Annotated in this window: 26 protein-coding genes; 20 read left to right on the plus strand and 6 right to left on the minus strand. The window is 69.7% G+C overall.

All coding sequences use genetic code 11. The annotated features are described in order from the left end of the window. Positions 1–25 precede the first annotated feature (25 nt). Genes F4554_RS23420 through F4554_RS23445 form a run of 6 tightly spaced genes read left to right on the plus strand, consistent with a single transcriptional unit; the run spans position 26 to position 2,890 of the window. Positions 26–499, plus strand: a complete 474-nt coding sequence (locus tag F4554_RS23420) for an AHH domain-containing protein (protein WP_179789554.1) — start codon at positions 26–28, stop codon at positions 497–499. Between the two features lie 21 nt (positions 500–520). After that, positions 521–1,075: a hypothetical protein gene (locus tag F4554_RS23425; protein WP_179789555.1), complete on the plus strand. Its 555-nt coding sequence runs from the start codon at positions 521–523 to the stop codon at positions 1,073–1,075. Positions 1,076–1,095: 20 nt separating this feature from the next. Beyond that, on the plus strand, positions 1,096–1,572 hold the full coding sequence (locus tag F4554_RS23430) for a hypothetical protein (RefSeq protein ID WP_179789556.1): 477 nt from the start codon (positions 1,096–1,098) through the stop codon (positions 1,570–1,572). A 3-nt stretch (positions 1,573–1,575) separates the two neighbouring features. Beyond that, a complete protein-coding gene (locus tag F4554_RS23435) occupies positions 1,576–1,914 on the plus strand; it encodes a hypothetical protein (protein ID WP_179789557.1) in 339 nt (112 codons plus the stop codon). Then, positions 1,914–2,414, plus strand: a complete 501-nt coding sequence (locus tag F4554_RS23440) for a WXG100-like domain-containing protein (RefSeq protein WP_179789558.1) — start codon at positions 1,914–1,916, stop codon at positions 2,412–2,414. The genes F4554_RS23435 and F4554_RS23440 overlap by 1 nt, the downstream gene beginning before the upstream one ends. Before the next feature lie 20 nt (positions 2,415–2,434). Further along, positions 2,435–2,890 (plus strand): YbaB/EbfC family nucleoid-associated protein, encoded by a 456-nt coding sequence (locus tag F4554_RS23445; RefSeq protein WP_179789559.1) that lies wholly within the window; start codon positions 2,435–2,437, stop codon positions 2,888–2,890. 58 nt (positions 2,891–2,948) lie between these two features. Here the strand turns inward: F4554_RS23445 and F4554_RS23450 are convergent, their stop codons facing one another. Further along, positions 2,949–3,812 (minus strand): phytanoyl-CoA dioxygenase family protein, encoded by an 864-nt coding sequence (locus tag F4554_RS23450; RefSeq protein WP_179789560.1) that lies wholly within the window; start codon positions 3,810–3,812, stop codon positions 2,949–2,951. Between the two features lie 109 nt (positions 3,813–3,921). On the opposite strand from F4554_RS23450, the gene F4554_RS23455 reads away from it, so the two are divergent. After that, positions 3,922–5,154, plus strand: a complete 1,233-nt coding sequence (locus tag F4554_RS23455) for a sialidase family protein (protein WP_202889432.1) — start codon at positions 3,922–3,924, stop codon at positions 5,152–5,154. Positions 5,155–5,251: 97 nt separating this feature from the next. Next, the gene (locus F4554_RS23460) at positions 5,252–6,367 is read left to right on the plus strand and encodes a hypothetical protein (RefSeq protein ID WP_179789561.1); all 1,116 of its coding nucleotides are present in this window, start codon (positions 5,252–5,254) and stop codon (positions 6,365–6,367) included. Positions 6,368–6,419: 52 nt separating this feature from the next. On the opposite strand, the gene F4554_RS23465 is transcribed toward F4554_RS23460, so the two are convergent. Together F4554_RS23465 and F4554_RS23470 are read right to left on the minus strand one after the other, a co-directional pair. Beyond that, a complete protein-coding gene (locus F4554_RS23465) occupies positions 6,420–7,238 on the minus strand; it encodes a phytanoyl-CoA dioxygenase family protein (RefSeq protein WP_179789562.1) in 819 nt (272 codons plus the stop codon). Continuing rightward, positions 7,235–8,020, minus strand: a complete 786-nt coding sequence (locus F4554_RS23470; protein WP_179789563.1) for a phytanoyl-CoA dioxygenase family protein — start codon at positions 8,018–8,020, stop codon at positions 7,235–7,237. Before F4554_RS23470 ends, F4554_RS23465 begins: the two co-directional genes overlap by 4 nt. A 202-nt stretch (positions 8,021–8,222) precedes the next feature. Here F4554_RS23470 and F4554_RS23475 point away from each other — a divergent pair, with 202 nt between their 5' ends. Continuing rightward, on the plus strand, positions 8,223–8,744 hold the full coding sequence (locus tag F4554_RS23475; protein ID WP_179789564.1) for a DinB family protein: 522 nt from the start codon (positions 8,223–8,225) through the stop codon (positions 8,742–8,744). Positions 8,745–8,779: 35 nt separating this feature from the next. On the opposite strand, the gene F4554_RS34120 is transcribed toward F4554_RS23475, so the two are convergent. After that, complete coding sequence (locus F4554_RS34120) at positions 8,780–9,094, minus strand: WhiB family transcriptional regulator (protein ID WP_420360761.1); 315 nt, start codon at positions 9,092–9,094, stop codon at positions 8,780–8,782. 174 nt (positions 9,095–9,268) lie between these two features. Between F4554_RS34120 and F4554_RS23485 the strand changes: the two genes are divergently transcribed. Further along, complete coding sequence (locus tag F4554_RS23485; protein WP_179789566.1) at positions 9,269–10,411, plus strand: helix-turn-helix domain-containing protein; 1,143 nt, start codon at positions 9,269–9,271, stop codon at positions 10,409–10,411. Here F4554_RS23485 and F4554_RS23490 read toward each other — a convergent pair. Together F4554_RS23490 and F4554_RS23495 are read right to left on the minus strand one after the other, a co-directional pair. Beyond that, complete coding sequence (locus F4554_RS23490; RefSeq protein WP_179789567.1) at positions 10,408–10,998, minus strand: NUDIX hydrolase; 591 nt, start codon at positions 10,996–10,998, stop codon at positions 10,408–10,410. The two genes, F4554_RS23485 and F4554_RS23490, sit on opposite strands and share 4 nt — an antisense overlap. A 68-nt stretch (positions 10,999–11,066) precedes the next feature. Next, the gene (locus F4554_RS23495; protein WP_179789568.1) at positions 11,067–12,011 is read right to left on the minus strand and encodes a DUF5996 family protein; all 945 of its coding nucleotides are present in this window, start codon (positions 12,009–12,011) and stop codon (positions 11,067–11,069) included. A gap of 280 nt (positions 12,012–12,291) precedes the next feature. On the opposite strand from F4554_RS23495, the gene F4554_RS23500 reads away from it, so the two are divergent. The 10 genes from F4554_RS23500 (at position 12,292) to F4554_RS23545 (ending at position 22,614) form a co-directional block, all read left to right on the plus strand. Continuing rightward, positions 12,292–13,533 carry an alpha/beta hydrolase gene (locus F4554_RS23500; protein WP_179789569.1) on the plus strand — a complete coding sequence of 414 codons (1,242 nt, stop codon included), beginning with the start codon at positions 12,292–12,294 and terminating at the stop codon, positions 13,531–13,533. Between the two features lie 34 nt (positions 13,534–13,567). Beyond that, entirely contained in the window at positions 13,568–13,714 is a 147-nt protein-coding gene (locus tag F4554_RS23505) for a hypothetical protein (protein WP_179789570.1), read from the plus strand. Positions 13,715–13,939: 225 nt separating this feature from the next. Beyond that, on the plus strand, positions 13,940–14,554 hold the full coding sequence (locus tag F4554_RS23510) for an N-acetyltransferase (protein WP_179789571.1): 615 nt from the start codon (positions 13,940–13,942) through the stop codon (positions 14,552–14,554). Positions 14,555–14,846: 292 nt separating this feature from the next. Further along, positions 14,847–15,890 (plus strand): Gfo/Idh/MocA family protein, encoded by a 1,044-nt coding sequence (locus F4554_RS23515; protein ID WP_179789572.1) that lies wholly within the window; start codon positions 14,847–14,849, stop codon positions 15,888–15,890. Beyond that, positions 15,890–16,870 carry an NAD-dependent epimerase/dehydratase family protein gene (locus F4554_RS23520; RefSeq protein ID WP_179789573.1) on the plus strand — a complete coding sequence of 327 codons (981 nt, stop codon included), beginning with the start codon at positions 15,890–15,892 and terminating at the stop codon, positions 16,868–16,870. The genes F4554_RS23515 and F4554_RS23520 overlap by 1 nt, the downstream gene beginning before the upstream one ends. Beyond that, positions 16,867–18,096, plus strand: coding sequence for a glycosyltransferase (locus F4554_RS33775; protein WP_179789574.1), 1,230 nt, complete (start codon positions 16,867–16,869; stop codon positions 18,094–18,096). Before F4554_RS23520 ends, F4554_RS33775 begins: the two co-directional genes overlap by 4 nt. Next, positions 18,071–19,198 (plus strand): DegT/DnrJ/EryC1/StrS family aminotransferase, encoded by a 1,128-nt coding sequence (locus F4554_RS23530; RefSeq protein WP_337796174.1) that lies wholly within the window; start codon positions 18,071–18,073, stop codon positions 19,196–19,198. Before F4554_RS33775 ends, F4554_RS23530 begins: the two co-directional genes overlap by 26 nt. Next, positions 19,195–20,484, plus strand: coding sequence for a glycosyltransferase (locus F4554_RS23535; protein WP_179789576.1), 1,290 nt, complete (start codon positions 19,195–19,197; stop codon positions 20,482–20,484). Before F4554_RS23530 ends, F4554_RS23535 begins: the two co-directional genes overlap by 4 nt. Continuing rightward, a complete protein-coding gene (locus F4554_RS23540; protein ID WP_179789577.1) occupies positions 20,481–21,947 on the plus strand; it encodes an oligosaccharide flippase family protein in 1,467 nt (488 codons plus the stop codon). Before F4554_RS23535 ends, F4554_RS23540 begins: the two co-directional genes overlap by 4 nt. Next, positions 21,931–22,614: an acetyltransferase gene (locus F4554_RS23545; RefSeq protein WP_179789578.1), complete on the plus strand. Its 684-nt coding sequence runs from the start codon at positions 21,931–21,933 to the stop codon at positions 22,612–22,614. The genes F4554_RS23540 and F4554_RS23545 overlap by 17 nt, the downstream gene beginning before the upstream one ends. Position 22,615: the final 1 nt, after the last annotated feature.

Raw genomic sequence — 22,615 nt, forward strand, 5'->3', positions numbered from 1 at the left:
CACCGGTGACGTGGGGGCAACGGGGATGGCGAACGTACCGAGGGCAGCTCTGCTGGCAGCCGCGAAGAGGGCAAAGATCACCGAGGCGGCGGCGGACCTGCTGCGTTTGGTGGAGAAGAAGTACCTGTCGAAGAACCTCGGTCACAACCTGGAGGTGGCCGGGAGACGCGGCATGAAGAACGCCGCCGGCAAGCTCACCGACGACGCCGCACACCTGGTGCCGAAGGCCTCCAACTATGTTTCCGCGCGGCGGGCCCGGGCGATCCTGGAGAAGTACAAGATCCACCTCGACGAACCGGTCAACGGAAGCTGGCTCCCACATGGCAGGGACGCGTCGAAGTATCCGAACCCGTTCAGCAAGTCGCCGCACCAGGCGACCCACAGCCGGGCGTACTACGACGCGCTGTGGGGCCTCCTTCGAAGATGTAAGAACGAGGACCAGGTGGTCGCTGTCCTAAGCTACGTCCGCGCCCAGCTCGACAAGGGCATGTGGCCCTGATCGTGAAGTGGAGATCCAGAAGTGAGAGTCTTCCAGCTGTACCCCGTCGGCGAGTACGAGTTCCTCACGACCGAGGACGAGGACGACCTGGAACAGCTGGGTGAGCTCGACGCCACTTCCCTGGCGGCGGACTGGACGCCCGTTCCGGTCGAGCTCGGCACCACCGACGAGGACTCGGGCGCACCCCTGCTCCGAGCGGACTTTCCCTGGCTCGGTAGCTGGTCGCTGGTGCTCCGCGACCAGGGGATCGACCTCGCCGGGCCGGTCCTGGACTCCTTCGGTGAACTCCTGCCGCTCACGTGCCCGGACGCACGGGTCGCCCTGTTCAACCCGCTCGTGGTGCTGGACGCCCTGGACGAGAGCCGCTCAAAGCTCGTGCGGTTTCCCGACGGCGACCTGATGGTCATCGAGAAGTACGTCTTCGCACAGCGGGCGATTCCGGAGCGGTCGGTCTTCAAGATCCCACAGGAACGATCCGGTGCGGTCTTCTACACCGAGCCGGTGGTCGACGAACTGAGAGGGCTCGGCCTGGCCGGGCTCGACTTCAAGCTGCTGTGGGATTCCGACGCGGACTGAGCGGAGCGGGAGGAGTGTGGATGAGCCGACCCCTGGACGACGACGAGATCGAACTCACGGACCAGGACGACTTCGATCAGGGATTCGCCACCGCGCGGGAGCAACTCGACGACCTGCTGGCAGGCGAGGTGCCCGCGACCGACCAGGCGAATGACGACGACGAAGAGCTCCGCGGAGTGGGCCGGGCCGCGGACGGGCGGGTCGTGGCGACCGTCGGTGTCGGCGGCCGGCTCGAGTCGATCGACCTCGACCCACGGGCCCTGCGTGGCGGGCCGGACCTGCTGGGGCAGCAGTTCACGGAGTCGATCAACGCCGCGCTGGACGACCTGCGTTCCAGGGCCGGGCAGGCGACCGGCCAGGACGAATGCGTCGATCCGCGAGTGATCGCGGAGGACCTCGACGAGTTGCAGGACGTGCTCAACGAGCACGTGGCGTCGCTCACCGAGCGGTACGACGACGCCGTCGCGCAGCTCCGGCGCCAGGCCGAGGAGGAGTAGGGCGTGTCCGACGATCGCCAGAACGACCCGGAGGCGCTGCGCAACAGCGGCAAGGACCTGATGCGGATCGGTGACGACGGTCATGCCGCCTGGGCAGCCCTCAAGAACACGTCGGAGGGCATGGGCGACATCTTCGGCGACGACCTGGTGGGCGGGTTGATCGGCATGGCCTACGGCGCCGTCTTCCAGCTGGCGGACGAGTCGTTCACCGGCTCGCACGACGACATCATCGGGTTCGGGGAGAGACTCAGGTACGCCGGCGACAACAACGAGCGGACCGAGCAGAGCAACGCGAAGGCGATGTCCGACCTGGACGGAACCCTCGGCGGGGTGGAGGTCTGATGGCCGGCTCGCCACTGATGCTGCCGGGCTGGGGGGCGGACTTCCTCAACGAGCTGGGCTACATGTGGCCCAAGTCCGACGAGGTCAAGATGTTCGACCTCGGGAGCGCCTGGGTGGGCTTCGGCTCCCAGGCCTCCGCCACGCACGGTCGTACGACCTCCCCGTTCCAGTCGGTGACCAGCCAGAACAAGGGGCAGGACGTCGACGCGTTCTCCGGGCAGTTCTCCCATCCGGACCGCGGTCCGACGGTGCTGAGGGACGGCAGTCAGGGAGCGACGCTGATCGGTCCCGCGTTGTTCGTGGCGGCCGGCCTCGTCCTGGCGTTGAAGATCACCGTGATCGTCCAGCTGACCCTGCTGGTCATCCAGATAGCCGAGGCGATCGCCGCGGCGGTCGCCACCTTCGGCGCTTCCCTGTTGTGGATTCCGGTGGCCAAGAAGCTGTGTGGCCTCGCCATCAACTTCGCTCTCAGCAAGGTCATCGAGGCCCTGCTCGGCTGAACCCTCCCGGAGGTCGTTCGATGACAGATCAACCCCACGTCACCGCGCGGGATTTCACCGGAGTGCTGGACATCGCCCGCGAAGCCGTCGCCACGCATCTGCGTGCCGTTGAGCAGGAGGGGTCCGAGGCCGAGATGGTGTCCGGCGAGGGCGCGGACGACGACGGCCTCGTCCGCGCCACGGTGACGTCGGACGGCCGGGTCGCGAGCGTCGACCTCAGCCAGAAGGCAGTTCGGCTTCCGGCCGAGGACCTGTCCGCCGCCGTGGTGGTCGCCGTCAACCGCGGATGGGACGCACTGGCCGCGGCGGTGCGCGAGCAGGCCCGGATCCAGGTGGCCGCATCGTGGGATCCCACGCGTCTCGTCGCACTGCAGCAGGCGGCGGCGATACGGACCGGCGCGCTGATCGACAAGCTGGCTTCGATGAACACCGCCGCCGGCCGCATCCCCAACGCCGGTCGCACGCCGAACGCGTAGGGCTCCGACAGGAGCCCGAACCTTTCCGGACGTCCCGGAATGCCCGTAGGCGTGAACGTCAGGGCGTGCGGTGGTCCAGCGTCGCCACGGGTTCGGTGTTCGTACGCGGGGTGTCGGTCAGCAGATGCCACTCACCGGTCTGTGCGTCCAGCCACCGCACGTCCTCGCGGTGGTACTGCAGCGCGTACGCCACTCGCGGCCGGTCGGTGTGGTTGGGCCCGGAGCCGTGCACGGTCCACCGGGAGAACGCGACCGCGTCACCGGCCCGCATCCGGAGTGGCAGGGCCGTGGCCGGGTCGACGTCCACCTGGCGGTGGGAGTCGCCGTCGTCGCTGCCGCGTGCCTGCAACTGCTCGCCCAGGTGCGACCGCGGAACGATCTGAAGGCAGCCGTTGTCCGGGGTCATGTCGTCCAGTGCGACCCAGATGTTGATCGATCCCATCGCCGGGTCGTGCCGGGTGTAGCTGTTGTCCTGGTGCAGGTGGAAGGTCCCGCCGCCGCCGCCGGCCTTCACCGCGGTGAACGGGAGATAGCGCACCGCGCGGCCGTCGACGAGTCGCGAGGCGACGGCCAGGGTCGCCGGGCAGTTGATGAGGTCGTCGAGCACCGAGCCGGCGACGTACGCGGAACACTGCCGGAGCTTGTCGCCCACCCCGCTGGCCCGCTCCAACGAGGCCCGCGAGACGCCGTTCGCCTCCAGCACGTCGAGGGTTTCGGTCCGCAGCGCCTCCACCGCGGCCGGCTCGACGAAACCGGGCAGTGGGAGGTAGCCGTACTGGTGGTAGAACGCGACCTCACCGTCGGCCAGCGTCAGCTCCCGTACGACGTCGCCAAGCTTGCCGGCGCTGCCGACGTTGCCAACTCTGCCCGCGTCGTCCACTTCGCCGACGTTTCCTCGTGCACCCGCGTCTGTTGTGTCCATCGCCCAATCCCAGCACGCGAATCCCGCCGGCGCCGCATGGTCGACCAGTCCTGGACTTCGTCGATCACAGCGGGCCGCACTCCGTGGCAGGGTGGAGAGCTGCCCGCTCGTGGAGTACGCCACCGAGATCGGAGGGTTCGTCATGGCCGCACATCGCCGTGGCCTCAAGGCCTGGTTCCTGCTGACCGCGCTCGCGGTGCTCGTCGGAGGCGCCGTCGTGGGAACGACGAACGGACCCGCGGCGCAGGCGGCGACCGGCGCAAGCGGAACCCTCCTTCGCCAGAACGTCGGCCTCTACCCTCGCCTGGTTCGCCTCCAGCACTCCGGGTCCGCCAACGGCACGATCCTCGGCAGCGTGGTGACGTTCGACGGCAACACCGGTCTGGGCGCCATCTACGCCAGCCGGGACGAGGGCAAGTCGTTCGAGCAGATCGGCACGGTCGCCGACCCGGCCAGCGCGAACGGGAAGGGACTGTGCTGCGCCACGTTGTACGAACTTCCGCGACGGGTCGGTGACCTGCCCGCCGGCACCCTGCTGTGGGCGTCCTCGGCCGGCCAGTCCACCAACCCGCGGCAGATGAGCATCCCGATCTGGGCCAGCCACGACCACGGCCGCACCTGGTCCCACCTCGCCACGCCGGTGGTCGCCCAGAACACCGGCGGCCTGTGGGAGCCGGAGTTCACCGTGACCAGGGACGGACGGCTCGTGGTGTTCTACTCCGACGAGACCGACCAGCCCGCGCACAGCCAGATGCTCGTCGCGCAGTCGTCGGCCGACGGCGTGCACTGGACCGACCGGGAGCGGGTGGTGGCGAGCGACGACCCGGCCGCGCGCCCGGGAATGTCCATCGTCCGCCGGATCGCGGGCGGCCGCTACCTGATGACCTACGAGGTGTGCGGACCGTCGTACGACTGCAAGGTGCACTACCGCGAGTCGAGTGACGGTGCGCAGTGGGGCGACCCGAGCGACCTCGGCCCGACCGTCCGGGCGGCCGACGGCACGTACTTCGAGCACACCCCGACGATCACCTGGGAACCCGGCCGCGGGCGGGAGGGCAGGCTCTTCCTGACCGGGCAGATGCTCTACGCCGCGGACGGCACCGTCGCCGAGGGCAACGGGCGCACCGTCTTCGTCAGCGACAACGGACCGGCCGGACCGTGGCGGGCGATCCCCGCGCCGGTGAGCGTTCCCGATCCGTACAACAACTACTGCCCCAACTACAGCTCGCCGCTGCTGACCGTGCGGAACGGCACCCGGCTGCTGGAGATCGCGACCGCCTACGACAGCGACGGCGTCTGCAAGGCCTACTACGCGACCGGATCGGAGCCCGTAGCCCGGTGACCGTGATTCGGTGACTCGGTGACTCCGGTAACGGCCGGACTCCGGGCGCTCCCAGCCCTTGATTCGCCCCCGCGCCGACAGTGAACTACGTGCAGGAATGACGCATGCAGTCGGTTTCACCCGGGGGCTGGGGGTTGTCGTGGCCGAATTTCTCGGTGAACAGGACCGTGACCGCAGTAGCGCTGCCGATCTGGCGGCGGACCTCGCGTCGGGGGCGACCGCGGTGAGCCGCGCGCTGACGGGGACCACGGCGAGCCGCACGCTGGTACGCCGCGGATTCCTGCTCCGCAAGCTGTACGCGGATGTGGTCGGCGCCGACGGCGACGTGCTGGTCGTTCAGCTCGCGTGGCTGCGCGTCGCCGGGGTGCACACGCCCTACGCCGTGGTCGAACGCTATCCCGCCGACGGAGGCCGGGAGGTGCTGCGCGGACGCCCGATCGCGGGCTCACCCAGGCGGCGTCGAGACGGCGGGATGGAGTACTCCATCGCCACCCGGGACGGCCGCACCCTGCGACTGGTGCACCACTCCCCCGTGCCCGCCTGGCATCCGTCCGACCCGCAGATCAGCCCGCGAGTGCACTGGCATGTGGCCGTGCCGTACGCGCGGGCCGAGGTCTCCTGGGCCGGCGCCGGCGCCGGCTCGTGTTTGGGTGCCGGCGCTGGCTTGGGTGACGGTGTCGGCTCGGGTGCCGGTGTCGGCTCGGGTGCGGGCCCCCTGGTCGGGACGGGGTACGCCGACTGGGTGTGGCTGCGGCTACCGCCCCGGCTGCTCGGGCTGCGCCGGCTGCGGTGGGGCCGAGTCCATCTGCCGGACCGTACGGTCGTGTTCACCAGCGTCGACCAGACGAACGGCATGCGCTGGACGAGGCTCGCCGAGTGGCGGGTGGGTGGGGGTCAAGGGGATCCGGCCGGCGGGGTCAGCGGAGAGCCGGTCGAGGTCGTCGTGGACGGCGCACCCCGGGTCGACGGACCTGACGCGGACTCGGGCACCTGGACCGTCCCCGCTCCCGGCGGCCCGGTCATGCTCGAACCGCTGCGGGTGCTGCACGAGGGCGAGCCCCTGGACACCGACCGGTTCCCCGACCCGTTGGAGCGGTGGGGCAGCCGGCTGGCCAGCGGTGCGACGTACGAGATTCGCCTGCTCAGCAAAGCACGTGACGAGACCGGCGCGACCGGCATGGCCGTACACGAGTCGATCCGGTTCGGCCACTGACCGGGGCCAGGGCGGAGTCAGCGCGGATCAGGCCGGCTACCCAAGTTCCCGCCTATCCGTACGCACCCGTGGGCAGGAAGCCGAGCAGCCGTCGCAGCCGCGGATTCGCCTCGGCGTACACGTGTTCGGGCATGACGTAGTTCATGAACGGGAAGTAGCGGTGGCCGACGAGGCGGTGTGCGTACGAGACCTGGCTGACGTATCGGGTTCGCTCACTGAGGTTGGGGTGGCCACGATGCCAGACCTGACAGCTGAACATGATCGCCGTACCCGCCCTGCCGTACGCCGTCACCACGTCCTGCTCCCACCGCGTTCCCTCCACCGTGGGCGGGCAGTGCGCGCCGAACAGGTGTGAGCCGGGCACGAACTGCGTCGGGCCGTGGCTCGGCTCGGTCACGTCGGTGAGGTAGTAGTTGCAGGTGAACAGGAGTACGGGCAGCCGCACATTGCTCGGTGGCTCGCCGTCGGTCACGAGATAGTGCGGCGGGTCGTCCTGGTGCCAGGTCGAGATGCCTGCCTGGGTCGGCGTACGAAACGCGTTGTTGTGTACGACGTGCACGTGGTCCGGCCCGAGGCCCGGGCGGTCCTGGCTGATCAGTCGTTCGGCGAACGAGACGACGGGTTCGTGGTCGAACAGCCGCAGGTGCGCCTTGCTGCGTTCGAACATCCGCACCTGGATCTCGACCTGACCGGCGTTGTTGGGCGCGGCACCGATCGCGTCGTCCAGGTCGGTACGAAGCTCCCGCACCAGATCGTCCGGGAGGGCGTTCTCGACCACCAGGAAGCCGTCGCGGTGAAAGCGTTCGATCCAGTCGTCCAGGTGCGGCTCCGCGTCCGTGTTCGCGCGCACCGGTGAGATGGCGTTGTTCATGAGGACATCCCGAGCTCGTCCCAGACACCGAGGACGTAGAGGGCGGCGGGGCTCAGCCGGTCGCGCGTGCGTACGCGGAGGTACTCCGCCTGGTCGAGCTGCTGCGGCATGTCGCGCCTGGTGAAGTAGGAGTGCAGCGCGCGGCGGGGCCGGTCGCTGTTGTTGCGCGTACCGCCATGCCACAGGTGGCTGTTGAACACCACCACCGTCCCGGCAGGCGCGATCAACTGCACCTCGTCCGGATGCGTGGCGCGCGGGTCACCACCGAGTTCGTCGGCAGGCGCCTTACCGCGCTTGCGGTGCGAACCCGGCACCACCCGCGTCGCGCCGTTCTCGGCGGTGAAGTCGTCCAGCAACCAGATCGAGTTGCAGACCTGGAAGCCCTGCCCCTCCTGCAGAACTCCCCAGTCCGCGTGCAGCCCCTGGTGTCCCTGGCCGGGCAACGCCGCCCTGCTGTTGAGCGAGGACAGACGAAACTCCCCCAGCACATGACGGATCGCCGCCAGCACCACCGGATGGGTGAAGCACACCTCGAACATCGGGTCCTTGTTGACCAGATCGGACAGCCGGTCGGTACCGGCCTCCTGGTGCACCTCCTCCCCCGCGCGGCTCCCCTCGATCTTGGACAGCTCGGCCAGTCGCTGCCCGAACGCGTCGGCCTGCTCCGGCGACAGGATCCCCGGAAGCGGCGCGAACCCGTCGGTGTCGAGCTGCGCCTTCGTCTTCGCGTCGAGCAGGTCGTCCGTCACGCCGAGCTCGCTCAGCGCCGTCTCCATGTCCATGTCCTGCCGTCCTCCGCACTCGCAAGCCGCGTCTGGAATCCAGGTCTTCCTACGAAGCCTGCCGCAGAGTCGGCGCCGCCACCATGCACGAAACACGTATTCCCATGCACATTTCGAGCAGCCGTAGCCGGTGGCCGAACGAGGTTGGTGGATCGGTCTCGAAGGCTGGCGCGGCTGCTCGCCACCCGGCACCATGGGCGGGATGTGGACAGCACCCGAGGTACCCCGGCATGGACACGCCGATCCCCTGCTGGGCGACGAACGAAGCATGCTCGAAGGCAGACTCGAGTGGCACCGTGCCACCCTGCTGACCAAGTGCGCCGGCCTCACCGGCGAGCAACTGGCCGCGCGGGTCGCACCACCGTCGAACCTCTCCCTGCTGGGCCTGATCCGACACGTCGCCCAGGTCGAACGCACGTGGTTCCAGCGCATGCTCGCCGGGTGGCAGGACGCACCTCGGGTGTATCCGACCGGCGGTGCCGACTTCAACGACGCCCGGCCCGGGAACGCCGAAGCCGACTACGCGACCCTGCTGGCCGAGATGGAGGCGAGCCGGGAGACCGTCGCGGCCAGGGGCCTGGACGACGAGTTCACCGTGCCCATGTGGGACGGGCAACGTGCGTCCGTGCGCTGGCTCTACGTCCACATGATCGAGGAGTACGCCCGGCACAACGGCCACGGGGACCTCCTCCGCGAACAGGTCGACGGCACCACCGGCCTGTGACCCTCGCCCGCGCACCGCTGCCGGCGACAGACCCGTTATGCAGCCGACACGGCGGCGGCCTCTGTGCGTCTCCTGGCCCGTAGCATCGCAATACGTTGTCGGGCTGTCAGCCCTCCACGTACTCCCCACTGGTGAGACGCAGGGCGCGACAGTTCGGCAGCCAGGCATGGGGTTCCGAATGGGCATCCGGCGCACAAGGCCGCGGCGACCTTTTCGCGCCTGACCTGCTCACTCAGTTCTTCAGCGGATTCGTCGTCCGGGCCGAACCACAATTCCATTGGTGTTCCAAGACACGGGCGGTACTGCCAGCCATCCGGCAGCGAGGTAGTCGGGCGCATTGACCGCTCCATCTTCACGTGTGCGATACGGACGCGGCTGTTGCACTCCCGCCCGCGTCCGGGTCCTCACCTCCTTAGCCAATCGGAACTGCGCCACGAACGGGAGTTAACCGGTGTTAACCTCTCCCTGTTAGGGCGCCTACAACTCCGGGGCGGGAACCTGTTCGCGCACCCACGAGAGGACCGATGACCACGTCCGCGCTCAAGCAGGCAAGACTGGCCCGAGGCTGGTCCCAGAGCCGGCTCGTCGCAGGTATGGAGTCCTACGCCCGACGCCACACGATCCAGATTGCTGCCACCGCCAGCCTTCATGTGTACGTGTCCGAATGGGAGAACGGACGGCGCAGGATTTCCTCGCCGTACGCCGGAATTCTGCGTGGCATCCTGGGACTCACAGAGGACGAACTTCCTCCGCCAGGTGACGAACCATCCTCAGGCAACTCTTGGCCGGACGGATACAAAGACCTGGCGAAGCGAGTTCGTTCCTACCGCGCCGTCAGCGGCAGTGTCGTAGGCAACTTCATGGCCCAGACCGAGCTATTGCGAAGCCTCGACAGGCAACTGGGTGCTGCTCAGCTCGTCGACCAGATGCAATCGCACCTCGCAACGATCCAGGATGCATTGACATTTTCGGTCCTCCCTGCCTCCCGGAGACCGCTGGCCCTCGCGCTTGGCAGCGCTTCGACCCTTGCCGCCTGGCAGGCCCTGGACGTCGGAGCTGTCGACCGCGCCTGGCGTCATTACGAAGTCGCCAAGAGCGCCGCGCGGGACGCTGAGGCACCAGCTCACCTGGCCTACGCGATGGGTGAGCAGGCATACGTCCTCGCTGAGGCGGGAGAGCTCGGACTAGCCGTGGAGTTGGTTCGTGAGGCGGCGTACGTCGGGGCCGGAGTCGCGTCGGGGAAACTGATGGCGTGGGTCGCATCGGCAGAAGCAGAGCTTTGTGCGCGAGCCGGGATCCGCGATGACTGCCTACGAGCATTGGAACGAGCGGACTGTCTATTGCCGCCTGGCGACGACGCACGTGATGAGGACGTGCCGAGCATCTTCTTGAACGCGAGCCATCTTGCGCGTTGGCGCGGAAACGCCTTGGCTCTCATTGGCGACGAGCATGCTGTAGCCGGCCTGTACAGCGCACTCGGCGGTCTTGATCCGTCGTTCACACGGGCGGAAGCCGGTCTACGGTGCGATCTCGCTCAAGCGCACATGGCTCGCGGGGAGTACGACGAGGCAGCTGCTCACCTGTCCGTTGCCCGCCTCGTCACCAGCCGCACCGGATCGGTTCGGCACCGCCGTCGGATCGATCGGCTCACCGGCGCCTCGTCCTAGTCCTGGCTACGCCGAAGCGCCATGAGGTGAAGAAGGCCGACCAAGGTGCCTGAGCCGAGCAGTTCGCCGCGCGCCATGAGCTCCCCGACATCTGCGAGTGGTGTCCATGCCACCAGGCCGGCTTCCTCGGGGTCGGCAGGCTCTCCGACGAATGTCGCCCCTCGCCCGATGAAGACTTCATGAGGTGCATCGACCATTCCGACCACAGGCTGGTACGAGATCGCGTGCTCGAGTGAGTGCGGCCGCCATCCGGTCTCCTCCTCGACCTCCCGTGCCGCGGCGTCCTTCGCGTCCTCACCGTCGTCGATGAGTCCACCAGGCAACTCCCAGCCCCATCTCCGGACGACGAACCGATAGCGCCACAGCATCAGGACCCGATCGTCGTCGTTCACGACAGCGGCGACTGCCGCGCGGCCAAGCCGCACCACGTGATGTTCGAACCGCTGCACTCCGGGCGGTTCGACATCTACCAGGCCCAGCCGCACCCACTGGTTGTCATAGATCGTGCGCTCACCGTGGATACGCCACGCATGCGGGTCCGCAGTGCCACGACCGTTCGCCTCGTCTTCAGCCGGGTCGCAGCCCATAGCCCAATCAACTCCTGAACCCTTGGATTGATCGAGTCTAACCAGGGGCGCCGCCCGATCACGTTTGCCTAGCGGTACTGGTCCCAGCGACTGGGGTCGGCCTCCAGCGCGGCGCGGTCCCAGTTGCCGCGCTCGGCCGCCGCCGCGTACGTCGTGTGCAGGAACCGCAGCAGGGTCTCGTCGGGGTCGTCGGCCGTCCGCACCGCTTCGTACGGCAACAGGAACTGCTGGAACTGCTGGTTGTACCGGGCCGCGGCCGGCTCGACGGGGTAGTCCGCGAACCCGTCCGGCTCGGGATAGGCGTAAGCGTAGAAGGCGCCTTCCTCCCCGCCACCGGGCCAGAACCCACAACTGCTGAGCTCGCGAGAGTAGCCCTCCACCATCACCCAGTCGCCGCAGTTGGGCGCACCGCCGGGATGTTCGGGTGCGGGCCGTCCGGAGAAGCGCGTGCACGCGAGGTCCAGTGCGCCCCAGAAGAGGTGCACCGGGCTCACCTTGCCGACGAAGTAGGACCTGAAGATCCCGATGACGCGGTTCGCCTGGACGAGCTGCTGCCAGAACAGATGGGCGGCGTCCGCGTCGTAGGCGGCGTGCGTGGTGTCCTCGGCGAACGGGATCGCGAGTTCGACCTCGTTGGGCCGGGCGAGGATCTGGATCTCGAAGCCCAGCCGGCCAAGGGCCCGCATGGTCTGGTGGTAGAAGTCGGCGACCGACTTCGGTTCCAGGGCGACGGTCTCCACGCCGCCGTCACTCGACCGGACGACGAGTTGGTGGTCGCAGAAGTCGAACTCGATGTCGAAGAGCCTGTTGCCGTACGGGATGCTGCCGGTGGTCAGCCCGCGTGGGCTCACGTACAGCGTCACCTGCCACCAGTGGTTCAGCAACGGCGCCTGTGACAACCTGATCTTGCCCACGATCTGCGTCCACATGTGCAGCGTGTCGCGGGTGGCGGTCCAGTCGTCCACGCGCAGGCTCGGCCACGCCTGGACCTTTGCTGTCTGCGTCTTCCCCATGTCGCCTGGTCCCCCTTCGGCTTTCGTCCCTTTGGTGCGGTTCTGTGAGACACCTTGGAGCGACCCCTCAGGTCTGCGTACCGCAAAGGGGGTCCCGGTGCATCTTCCCGCGATCTCCTCGCAACGACAAAGTGCGGAGCTGCGTCCTTGCCCGCCGAGGAACCATCCCCCACGCCATCGGTCAGCGGACGGTCAAGAATCGTCCAACCCGGGAGCCGCGGGCCGGGTATGTCCGTTGAAGTGGTGGCGCGCCCCCGCGCTGGCAGAAACGGAGATCATCATGGGACTGACCGGCAGTGGGTTCCTCGCATTGTGCGTAGCGTTCGGGCTCGTCGTGATCGGCATCGCGCTGTGGGCGCTGACCCGGATCAGCGGCCGCGGTCCTGGCCCGCTGCTCGCTCGGCTGGGCGTGTTGGTGGCCGCGCAACTGGCAGCGATCTCGATGGTCGCGGTGGCCGTGAACGACAACTTCCAGTTCTACACGTCCATGTCCGACGTCATGGGCACGGCCAACAACGCCGACAACGTGGTGGTCAAGGGTGTCGACCCCCAGCCACCCGTCACGGGTGGAAAGGGCCAGCAGGGAAAGCCGTACGACTCCGTTCAGATTCACTCGGGGATCCTTCCGGCGGCGACGGCCAGGACGTCCGGTGAGATCCTCGACGTCACGGTTCGTGGCGCCAAGTCGAGACTGAGTTCGCAGGCGTACGTCTACCTCCCGCCGGCGTACTTCTCCTCCGCCTACGCTCACCGGCGGATGCCCGGCCTGGTCGTCATGCCCGGTTACCCGAGCACCGCGTCCAACCTGATCATGCGAATGAACTACCCCTGGGCGATGGAGTCGCAGATCAAACACCACCGCGCCCGGCCCATGGTGCTGGTGATGACGAACGAGACGGTCACCCCGCCGCGGGACACCGAGTGCACCAATGTGGCCCACGGCCCGAAGGCGGAGACGTTCCTCGCCCAGGACCTCACCGACGCGATCTCGGCGAAGTTCCGTGTCGACCGGCCGGGCGCGGGATGGGGGCTGATGGGCGACTCCACCGGGGGCTTCTGCGCGGTGAAGATGGCGATGAACTACCCACATCGGTTCACCTCGGCGGTGTCGCTGTCCGGCTACTACCACGCGATCATGGACTTCACGACCGGTGACCTGTTCGGCGGCAACCGGAACCTGCAGCACATGAACGACCCCGAGTGGCTGCTGCGCCACCGGCCGGCGCCGCCGGTCTCGGTTCTGGTCACGACCAGCCGGACGGAGAGCCAGGTCCTGCCGGACACCCGCAAGTTCTTGTCGATGGTCAAGCCGCCCATGCGGGCGTCGTCCATCATCCTCACCTCCGGTGGGCACAACTTCGGCGCGTGGAAGGGCGAGATGCCGCCCTCACTGGACTGGTTGTCGGCCCACCTGTGGGCAGTCGCCAACGGAGGCCACCCGGCACTGTCGACCAAGCGGTCACTGGCCAACCCGCCGGTCACCCGACACCGCGCCGCCCTCCACCAACGACGCCACGCGTAGAAATCGCTGGCAGGCCTCGGGGGTCGCGCTGCTGGTGACCGGGGTGGGCCTGCGCGCCGCACTCAGCCGGGTGGTGCAGGCACGGCCGGAACGCCAGGGCCGCCCGACCGTCGACTCCGACCTGTGGCGAGTGCTGTGGACGCACCGCGCAGAGTGGACCCGCGGCTGGTCCGGGTCCTGACGGCCGTTCAGGCGCGGCTGCTCTCGTCGCGCAGCAAACCTGCCAGCAAACGGCCAATCACCTGCGCCTCGTCGTGCGCGGGGATCACAATACTGATCACCTCCGCAGTATTGGTGGCGCACAGGGGGTGCGCTGCCGAATCCCTCCTTTCCCGGAGGAAGACATGGCGGAGTCAGGAGGACATCGTGGGTGGAGTTCCGGAGGACATCGTGGGTGGAGGGCATCGTGGGTGAACCACGCGTTCACCCGGGCGCGGACGTCGACGAGCGCGCCACGCTCGGCGACGACACCACCATCTGGCACCTGGCACAGGTACGCGAGCACGCCGTCCTCGGCAGCGAGTGCATCGTCGGACGGGGCGCCTACGTCGGGCCCGGCGTGCGCATCGGCGACCGCGTCAAGCTGCAGAACCACGCTCTGGTGTACGAACCCGCCGTCCTGGAGGACGAGGTTTTCGTCGGTCCGGCGGTGGTGCTGACCAACGACCTCTACCCGCGCTCGGCCGACGTGGACGGCAAGCTCAAGCGGCCCGACGACTGGGACGCCCTCGGTGTCACGGTGCGCCGCGGCGCGTCCATCGGTGCGCGTGCCGTCGTGGTCGCCGGTCACACCATCGGGCGCTGGGCGCTGGTGGCCGCCGGTGCCGTGGTGACCAGGGACGTCCCGGACTTCGCGCTCGTCGTGGGCGTGCCCGCCCGGCGGATCGGCTGGGTGGGACGGGCCGGCGAACCGCTCGGTCCGCTCGGGGATGCCGAGTCCGGCGTACGCCACTGGCGTTGTCCCCGCACGGGCGAGCGTTACCTGGAACGCGACGGATACCTGACGTACGACCAGCCGTGAGCCGAACGCGGCAACGTGTCCCCGGTCGGCCACCACGCCGGCGTACTCGACCTGATTCCGCTGCTCTGTGTGACGATCCGATTCGATTCCACGAAAACGCCTCCACCGAGGCGAACAGTGCCCGAAGATCGTCGCAGTACCCGGGGGCTGAGCTCGCCGCACCGGACTCGTGGGTGCCGGCCTGCGGCAGTCGATCCTGACCCGGCAGTTTCACCTCTCACTTCGCGACGAGGCGAACGACGAGTGTGCCCGAAGCACGCCCGATTTTTACCCAAGCATGGAAGGGACTCCGATGAATCCCATCGGCCTGGCCGTGATCGGCGCCGGCTACTGGGGCCCCAACCTGGTGCGCAACGCACAGGCGACGCCGGCCCTTCGGCTGGAATGGCTGTGCGACCTGGACACCGCACGCGCCCGGTCCGTCCTCGGCCCCTACACCACGGTTCGTACGACCGACTCCTACGAGCAGGTGCTCGCCGACCCGAACGTCGCGGCGGTGGCCATCGCGACGCCGGCCGCCACCCACTTCGACCTGGTGCGCGCCGCACTGGAGGCCGGAAAGCACGTCCTGGTGGAGAAGCCGCTCACGCCGTCGTCCGCGGACGCGGCGAAGCTGGTCGACCTCGCCGAGGAGGCGGGGCTGACGCTGATGTGCGACCACACCTACTGCTACACCCCGGCGGTACGAAAGATCCGCGAGCTCGTGCACGCCGGCGAGATCGGCGAGGTGCAGTTCGTCGACTCGGTACGCATCAACCTGGGGCTGGTGCAACCTGACGTTGACGTGCTGTGGGACCTGGCGCCGCACGACCTCTCCATCCTGGACTTCGTGCTCCCGCCGGGGATGCGGCCGATCGCGGTGGCCGCACAGGCCGCCGACCCGATCGTCGCCGGCCGCGCCTGCGTCGCCTACCTCACGGTGTGGTTCGGCGGGGAGACGATGGCACACGTCCACGTCAACTGGCTCAGCCCGACGAAGATCCGTACCACGGTGATCGGCGGGTCGCGGCGCACCATCGTGTGGGACGACCTGAACCCGCAGCAGCGGGTGTCGGTGCACGACCGCGGCGTGGACCTCACGCCGGCGTCCCACCTCGCCCCGGAGGAACGCCGTGCGGCCCTGATCTCCTACCGCGTGGGCGACATCCAGGTGCCGGCCCTGTCCGAGCGGGAGGCGCTGCGGTCGGTGATGGAGGAGTTCGCCGCGGCGATCGACCAGGGCCGGCCCGCGCTGACGGACGGGCGAGCCGGGTTGCGGGTCGTACGACTGCTGGAGGCCGCGTCGCGCAGCATCGCGGCCGGTGGATCGAAGGAACTCGTCGAGGGGGACGACTGATGATCGAGGGAAGCCGCTGCCTGGTCACGGGGGGCGCGGGCACGATCGGTTCGACGATCGTGGACCAACTGGTGGCGGCGGGGGCCGCCGAGGTGGTGGTGCTGGACAACCTGGTGCGTGGACGCCGGGACAACCTGGCCGCCGCGCTGGAGACCGGCCGGGTGAACCTCGTCGAGGGCGACATCCGCGACCGCGCACTGCTGCGTTCGTCGATGGCCGGCACCGACCTGGTGTTCCACCAGGCGGCGATCCGGATCACCCAGTGCGCCGAGGAGCCGCGGCTCGCGCTGCAGGTGCTGGTCGACGGCACGTTCGAGGTGATCGAGGCGGCCGCGGACCTCGGTGTGCGCAAGGTGGTGGCCGCCTCGTCGGCGTCGGTGTACGGACTGGCCGGGCAGTTCCCGACGCCGGAAACCCAGCACCCGTACGACAACGACACGTTCTACGGCGCGGCGAAGGCGTTCAACGAGGGCATGCTGCGCAGCTTCCACGCGATGCGCGGCCTGGACTACGTGGCCCTGCGCTACTTCAACGTGTACGGCCCGCGGATGGACATCCACGGCCTCTACACCGAGGTGCTCATCCGCTGGATGGAACGCATCGAGTACGGCAAGCTGCCGCTGATCCTCGGCGACGGCCTGCAGACGATGGACTTCGTCTACACCGACGACATCGCGCGGGCGAACCTGCTGGCCGCGCAGGCCGACGTGACCGACCAGGTGTTCAACATCGGGTTCGGCGCGGAGACCAGCCTGCGCGAACTGGCCGAGGCGCTGATGCGGGTGATGGGTGCTGCGGACCTCGGCCTGGAGTTCGGCCCGGCGCGCGCGGTGAACGGCGTGAGCCGGCGGCTGGCCGACATCTCCCGTACTCACGAGGCGCTGGGCTGGAAGCCCGAGGTCGACCTGGAGGAGGGCCTGCGCCGGTTGGTGGCCTGGTGGCGGGCCGAGCGGAAGGCTGAGCGGCGGGTCCCTGCGTGATCGTCTTCTTCGCCGGTTCCGCGTACGACGGTGTGGCCGGCACCGACCGGCACCTCGCCGACGAGCTGGCGACGATGCGGCCGGTGCTGTACGTCGACCCGCCGTGCTCGGTGCTCACCCCGCTGTTGCGGACGCGGCCGGCGGCAGCGATGCGCGCCCGGTCGATGCTCGGGCCGGCGCTGCGGCAGGAGAAGTCCGGCCTGTGGCGGCTGGTGCCGCGCGTGCTGCCGGGTACCCGGCGGCCGGGAATGCACCACGTCACCACCCGCTGGACCCGCGCCAAGGTGCGGCGCGCGGCGGCCCGGCTCGGGCAGCCGGTGACCGCGGCGATCGCCACCGTTCCCGACGACCTGCTGGGCGCGGTCGAGGGCGTGCCGACGATGTACTACGTCACCGACGATCTGGCCGCCGGCGCGGAGCTGCTGGGGCTGCCGCGCCGACGGCTGCTGGCGGCCGAGCGGCGTCAGGCGGAGGCCGCCGACGCGCTCGCCGTGGTGTCGCCGGTACTGAAGGAACGCTTTGCCGCCATGGGGCTGGACGCAGCGGTGGTGCCGAACGGCTGCTCACCCGCTGCGTACGCCGGAGTCGACGAGGCGCCCTGGCCGGACGACGTACCTCGCTTCGACCGGCCGGCAGCCGGGTTCGTCGGCAACCTCAACGGCCGGGTCGACCTTGACCTGCTGGAAGGGGTGGCCGACGCCGGGCACCCCCTCCTGCTGGTCGGCCCGCGGGACGCTTCCTGTCCGGCCGAGCGGTTCGCCGCGCTCACCGCGCGCCCGGACGTGGTGTGGACGGGAATGCGGCCGCACACCGAGCTGCCGCGCTACCTGCGGGCGATCGCGGTGGGGTTGACACCGTACGTCCTGAACGACTTCAACCGGGCGAGCTTCCCGCTGAAGACGTTGGAGTACCTCGCCGCCGGTCGGGCGGTGGTGTCGACCGCCCTGCCGGCGACGGACTGGCTGCGCGAGGACGCCGAGGGTGCGGCGCTGGTCAGGGCGGAGTCCTCGCGGGAGGCCTTCGTGAAGGCGGTCGGCGACGAACTGGCTGCCTCGGCCGAGCACGGCAGAGCCGAACCAGGCAAGGCAGAGCAGAGCATGGCCGGACGGCGCCGCGCGTATGCCGCGCGGCACGACTGGAAGTATCGGGCCCGCGAGATCGCGGACCTGCTGGACCAAGTGGGGGGACCACGTGATTCCGGTGATCAGGCCCGTCCTGGGCGATGAGGAGGCGGCGGCGGTCGCCGAGGTGGTGCGCTCCGGCTGGGTGGCGCAGGGCCCGCGGGTGGCCGCGTTCGAGGAGGCGTTCGCGGAACGGATGGGCGCCGCACACGGGGTGGCCACCTCGTCCTGCACGACCGCCCTGCACCTGGCCCTGCTGCTGGCGGGGGTGGGGCCCGGCGACGACGTGGTGGTGCCGTCGCTGTCGTTCATCGCCACCGCCAACGCCGCCCGCTACGTGGGCGCGGAACCGGTGTTCGCCGACGTCGACCCGGCCACCGGCAACCTCACCGGCAAGACCGTCGAGGCGGCGCTCACCGAACGGACCCGTGCGGTGATCGCGGTGGACCAGGCGGGCGTTCCCGTGGACCTGGACGAGCTCCGGGCGGTGTGCGACCCGCGCGGCATCCCGGTGGTCGAGGACGCCGCGTGTGCGGCCGGTTCGGTCTACCGCGGCCGTCCGGTGGGGGCCGGAGCCGAGCTCGCCGCGTGGTCGTTCCACCCACGCAAGCTGCTGACCACCGGTGAGGGCGGGATGCTGACGCTGGCATCGGCGGAGGTGGCCCGGCGGGCGCGGCGGCTGCGCGAGCACGGGATGAGCGTCAGCGCCGCCGACCGGCACACCGCCGGCACTGTCGTCATCGAGGAGTACCTCGAGACCGGCTTCAACTTCCGGATGACCGACCTGCAGGCCGCGCTGGGCCTGGTCCAGCTCACCCGGCTGACCGAGGTGGTCGAGCGGCGCCGGGATCTGGCGGCCCGCTACCAGCGGCTGCTCGCCGACGTGCCCGGCATCGACACCGTGCGCGATCCGCTGTACGGGCGGACCAACTACCAGTCGTTCTGGATCGTGCTGCCGGAGGGCTTCCCGGTCGGCCGGGACGCGCTGCTGGAACGCCTGCTGGCCGCGGGCATCTCCGGCCGGCGCGGGATCATGGCCGCGCACCGCGAACCCGCGTACGCAACCTCGTCGTCGGGCTGGACAGCCGACCTGCCTGTGACCGACCGGCTCACCACCCGGTCGCTGATCCTGCCGCTGTTCCACCAGATGACCGAGGAAGAACAGGACCGCGTGGTGCACGTGATCGCCACTGCGGCCGGGCGATGAAGGTCCTCGTCTACCCGCACGCCATGGAGCTCGGCGGCAGCCAGCTCAACGCCGTGGAGCTTGCCGGGGCCGTCCGTGACCTCGGCCACGAGGTGACGGTGACCAGCGAGCCGGGCCCGCTGGTGCAACGCGTGGTTGACATGGGCCTGGAGCACCTGGAGCTGCCCGCGGAACGCCGCCGTCCCTCCCCCGTCACTGTGCGGCGGTTGCGTTCTCTGGTGGACGAACGCGGCTTCGACGTCGTGCACGGGTACGAGTGGCCGCCCGGGGTGGAGGCGTACTTCGCGGCCGGCCGCCGGCGCGACGTCGCCGCCACGTGCACGGTCATGTCGATGGCGGTCGCGCCGTTCCTGCCCGCCGACCTGTCGCTCGCGGTGGGTACGGCCCAGATCCGGCTGTCCGTGCTGGAGGAGCGCTTCCAGCGGCGTGCCGGTGGGGGCCGGCACGCCGGCCGCGGTTTCGACCCCGGCCTGGTCAACCTGCTCGAGCCACCGGTCGACCTGGCCGCCAACCGGCCCGGGCATCCGACCGCGGCGTTCCGGGCGCAACACGGGCTTGACGACCCGGCCGACGCCGGCCTGCTGGACGTGGTGGTGGTCTGCCGGCTGGTCCCGGAGCTGAAGCTGGAAGGCGTTCTGACCGCCGTCGACGTGGTGGGCGACCTCGCCCGCGAGCTGCCGCTGCGGCTGGTGATCGTCGGCGACGGGTCGGTACGCGAGCAGGTGGAGGCCCGGGCAGCCGCCGCCAACGAGCGGGCCGGCCGACGTGCCGTCGTGCTCACCGGCGCCCTGGGCGACCCACGGCCCGCCTACGCAGCGGCGTCGATCACTCTCGGCATGGGTGGCTCCGCCCTGCGTGCACTGGCGTTCGGGCGGCCGCTGATCGTGCAGGGCGAGGACGGGTTCTTCGAGCTACTGACCACGGAGTCGAGCAGGACGTTCCTGCGCCAGGGGTGGTACGGCCTTGGCGGCGACGGCACGGCCACCCTGGTGCGGATCCTGCGCGAGCTCGCCGCCGACGACGCCCGGCGGAAGGACCTGGGCGACTTCGGCCTGCACCTGGTCACCGAGCGCTTCAGCCTGGAAGGCGCCGCCCTGCTCCAGGAGGCGATCTACCTCGACGCGCTGGAACGCGCGGCCGGCCAGCGGCCGCAGGCAGCACGGGAGGCGGTACGCACGGTCTCCGGCGTCGTGGCGCACAAGGTGCGCCGCCGGCGCCAGCGACGTCGCGGAACCGTGGCCACCGACGACTTCAACGCGCTGACGAAACGGAGAACGCAGCGGTGAGAAGGTTCGCGATCCGCGACGACGACCCCTTGTTCGCCCGGGCGTTCCGGGCGGCCGGCTGGAGTTTCGTCAACACCGCCGTGTCCCGGCTGGGCACGCTCGCCATCGGCATCGCGCTGGCCCGCATCCTCGGCCCGCGAGAGTTCGGCGCGTTCGCGGTGGCGATGGTCGCGCTGCTGGCCATCATCAGCTTCAACGAACTCGGCGTCTCCCTCGCGATCGTGCGCTGGCCGGGCGATCCGAAGGAGATCGCGCCGACCGTCGCGACGATCTCGGTGGTCACCAGCGTGCTCATGTACGCGGGTTGCTACTTCGGCGCGCCGGCGTTCGCCGCGGCGATGGGTGCGCCGAACGCCGCCGGCGTGATTCGCGTCCTGACGTTCAACGTCGTGATCAATGGGCTTCTGGCGGCGCCGGTCGCCCTTGTGCAGCGCGCGTTCCGCCAGGACCGCAAGATGATCGCCGACCAGGTGAACAACTGGACTGGCGCGGCCGTGTCGATCGCGCTGGCCCTCGCCGGTATGGGTGCGATGAGCCTGGCAGTCGGCCGGCTGGCCGGCGCGCTGACCTCCGGCGTGCTGTACGTGCGCTTCTCCCCGCTGCCCCTGCGGCTGGGATTCGACGCAGGTGTGGCCCGTAGGCTGCTGCGGTTCGGCCTGCCCCTGGCGGGGTCGAGCCTGGTGCTGTTCGCGGCGGGAAGCGTGGACCAGTTCGTCGTCGGCAGAGTGCTCGGCGCGACCGCCCTCGGTTTCTACGTCCTCGCGTTCAACCTGTCCAGCTGGCCGGTCGCGATGTTCTCCCAGCCGGTACGCGGAGTCGCCCCGGCCGCCTTCGCCCGGCTACAGGGTGACCCGCCGGCGATGCGGCGTACGTTCCTGTCCACGGCAGGTTTGCTGACCGGGCTCACCCTGCCGGTCTGCCTGCTGCTGAGCGGAGCAGCGCAACCATTGATCCGCTTCGTCTACGGGCAGGCCTGGACGACGGCGGCGCAGGTGCTGGTGTGGCTCGCGTTGCTCGGTGCGTTCCGCATCCTGTTCGAGCTGATGTACGACTACTTCGTCGTGTTGGCACGCAGCCGGGCGGTGTTCACCATCCAGCTGCTCTGGTTGGTCGCGCTGGTGCCCGCTCTGGAGGTCGGCGCCCGGGTCGGCGGCATCGCCGGGGTCGGTGTCGCGCACGTCCTGGTCGCGGCGGTGCTCGTCCTGCCCCTCTACCTGTGGGAGCTGCACCGACACGGCATCCGGCTCGCCGCCGTCACCAGGGGGCTCGGCCTGCCGGTGCTGGTGTCCGCCGGGGTGGGCGGAGCCGCTGCCCTTGCCCACCGGGTGATCCCGTTCGACCTGCTGGCGCTGGCGTCGGCCGGCGTGGTCGCGGTGGCCGCGGTGGCGGCCCTGCTGTACCGCATGCGCGGCCTGTTCGCCGACCTGAAAGCGATGGAGCAACCCGATGTCGGCACCCCGTGACCTGTTGATCGTCGGCAGCGGCGGCTTCGCCCGCGAGACTGCCCAACTCGCGGCCGTCCACCCCGGCTGGCGGCTGGTCGGCTTCTGCGACGACGCGCCGTCGACCCACGGCACCGTCGTGGACGGGGTGCGGGTGCTCGGCCCGGTCGAGGACACCGTCGAGGAGACGGCCCGTACCGGCGCACAGCTCGTGGTGTGCGTCGGCAACCCGCGCGACTACGGCAGCCGCGCCCGGATAGTGGCCCGGCTGGACCGCCTGGGAGTCGGGCCGGACCGGTACGCCACCCTCGTCCACCCGGCGGCCTCGGTCGGGCCGTCGTGCACCGTCGGGCCCGGCTGCGTGCTGCTGGCCCAGACGGTGCTCACCGCGTCCGTGCGCCTGGGTGCACACGTCGCGGTGATGCCGCACGTCACGCTCACCCACGACGACGTGGTGGAGGACTACGTGACCATCGCGTCCGGCGTACGCCTCGGCGGCGGCGTCCGGGTGGGCACCGGGGCCTACCTCGGTGCGGGCGCATTGGTGCGGGAAGGGCTCCACATCGGAGCGGGATCCCTTGTGGGCATGGGCTCTCTGGTCCTCGCCGACGTTCCGGACGGACAGGTCTGGGTCGGCTCGCCCGCACGGTTCCTGCGTACTACGCAAGCAACATCTCTGGGGGGATGAC

This window comes from Actinopolymorpha rutila (assembly GCF_013407855.1).
Lineage (GTDB): Bacteria > Actinomycetota > Actinomycetes > Propionibacteriales > Actinopolymorphaceae > Actinopolymorpha > Actinopolymorpha rutila.

Bases quoted from the DNA above. Each gene is read 5' to 3' on its own strand.
- F4554_RS23490 (WP_179789567.1), bottom strand. From the start codon at position 10,998: ATGGGCTGCGACCCGGCTGAAGACGAGGCGAACGGTCGTGGCACTGCG.
- F4554_RS23470 (WP_179789563.1), bottom strand. From the start codon at position 8,020: ATGGACATGGAGACGGCGCTGAGCGAGCTCGGCGTGACGGACGACCTG.
- F4554_RS23440 (WP_179789558.1), top strand. From the start codon at position 1,914: ATGGCCGGCTCGCCACTGATGCTGCCGGGCTGGGGGGCGGACTTCCTC.
- F4554_RS23485 (WP_179789566.1), top strand. From the start codon at position 9,269: ATGACCACGTCCGCGCTCAAGCAGGCAAGACTGGCCCGAGGCTGGTCC.
- F4554_RS23495 (WP_179789568.1), bottom strand. From the start codon at position 12,011: ATGGGGAAGACGCAGACAGCAAAGGTCCAGGCGTGGCCGAGCCTGCGC.
- F4554_RS23420 (WP_179789554.1), top strand. From the start codon at position 26: ATGGCGAACGTACCGAGGGCAGCTCTGCTGGCAGCCGCGAAGAGGGCA.
- F4554_RS23475 (WP_179789564.1), top strand. From the start codon at position 8,223: ATGTGGACAGCACCCGAGGTACCCCGGCATGGACACGCCGATCCCCTG.
- F4554_RS23515 (WP_179789572.1), top strand. From the start codon at position 14,847: ATGAATCCCATCGGCCTGGCCGTGATCGGCGCCGGCTACTGGGGCCCC.
- F4554_RS23445 (WP_179789559.1), top strand. From the start codon at position 2,435: ATGACAGATCAACCCCACGTCACCGCGCGGGATTTCACCGGAGTGCTG.
- F4554_RS23535 (WP_179789576.1), top strand. From the start codon at position 19,195: ATGAAGGTCCTCGTCTACCCGCACGCCATGGAGCTCGGCGGCAGCCAG.
- F4554_RS23460 (WP_179789561.1), top strand. From the start codon at position 5,252: ATGACGCATGCAGTCGGTTTCACCCGGGGGCTGGGGGTTGTCGTGGCC.
- F4554_RS23465 (WP_179789562.1), bottom strand. From the start codon at position 7,238: ATGAACAACGCCATCTCACCGGTGCGCGCGAACACGGACGCGGAGCCG.
- F4554_RS23520 (WP_179789573.1), top strand. From the start codon at position 15,890: ATGATCGAGGGAAGCCGCTGCCTGGTCACGGGGGGCGCGGGCACGATC.
- F4554_RS23450 (WP_179789560.1), bottom strand. From the start codon at position 3,812: ATGGACACAACAGACGCGGGTGCACGAGGAAACGTCGGCGAAGTGGAC.
- F4554_RS23500 (WP_179789569.1), top strand. From the start codon at position 12,292: ATGGGACTGACCGGCAGTGGGTTCCTCGCATTGTGCGTAGCGTTCGGG.
- F4554_RS23545 (WP_179789578.1), top strand. From the start codon at position 21,931: ATGTCGGCACCCCGTGACCTGTTGATCGTCGGCAGCGGCGGCTTCGCC.
- F4554_RS34120 (WP_420360761.1), bottom strand. From the start codon at position 9,094: ATGGAGCGGTCAATGCGCCCGACTACCTCGCTGCCGGATGGCTGGCAG.
- F4554_RS23430 (WP_179789556.1), top strand. From the start codon at position 1,096: ATGAGCCGACCCCTGGACGACGACGAGATCGAACTCACGGACCAGGAC.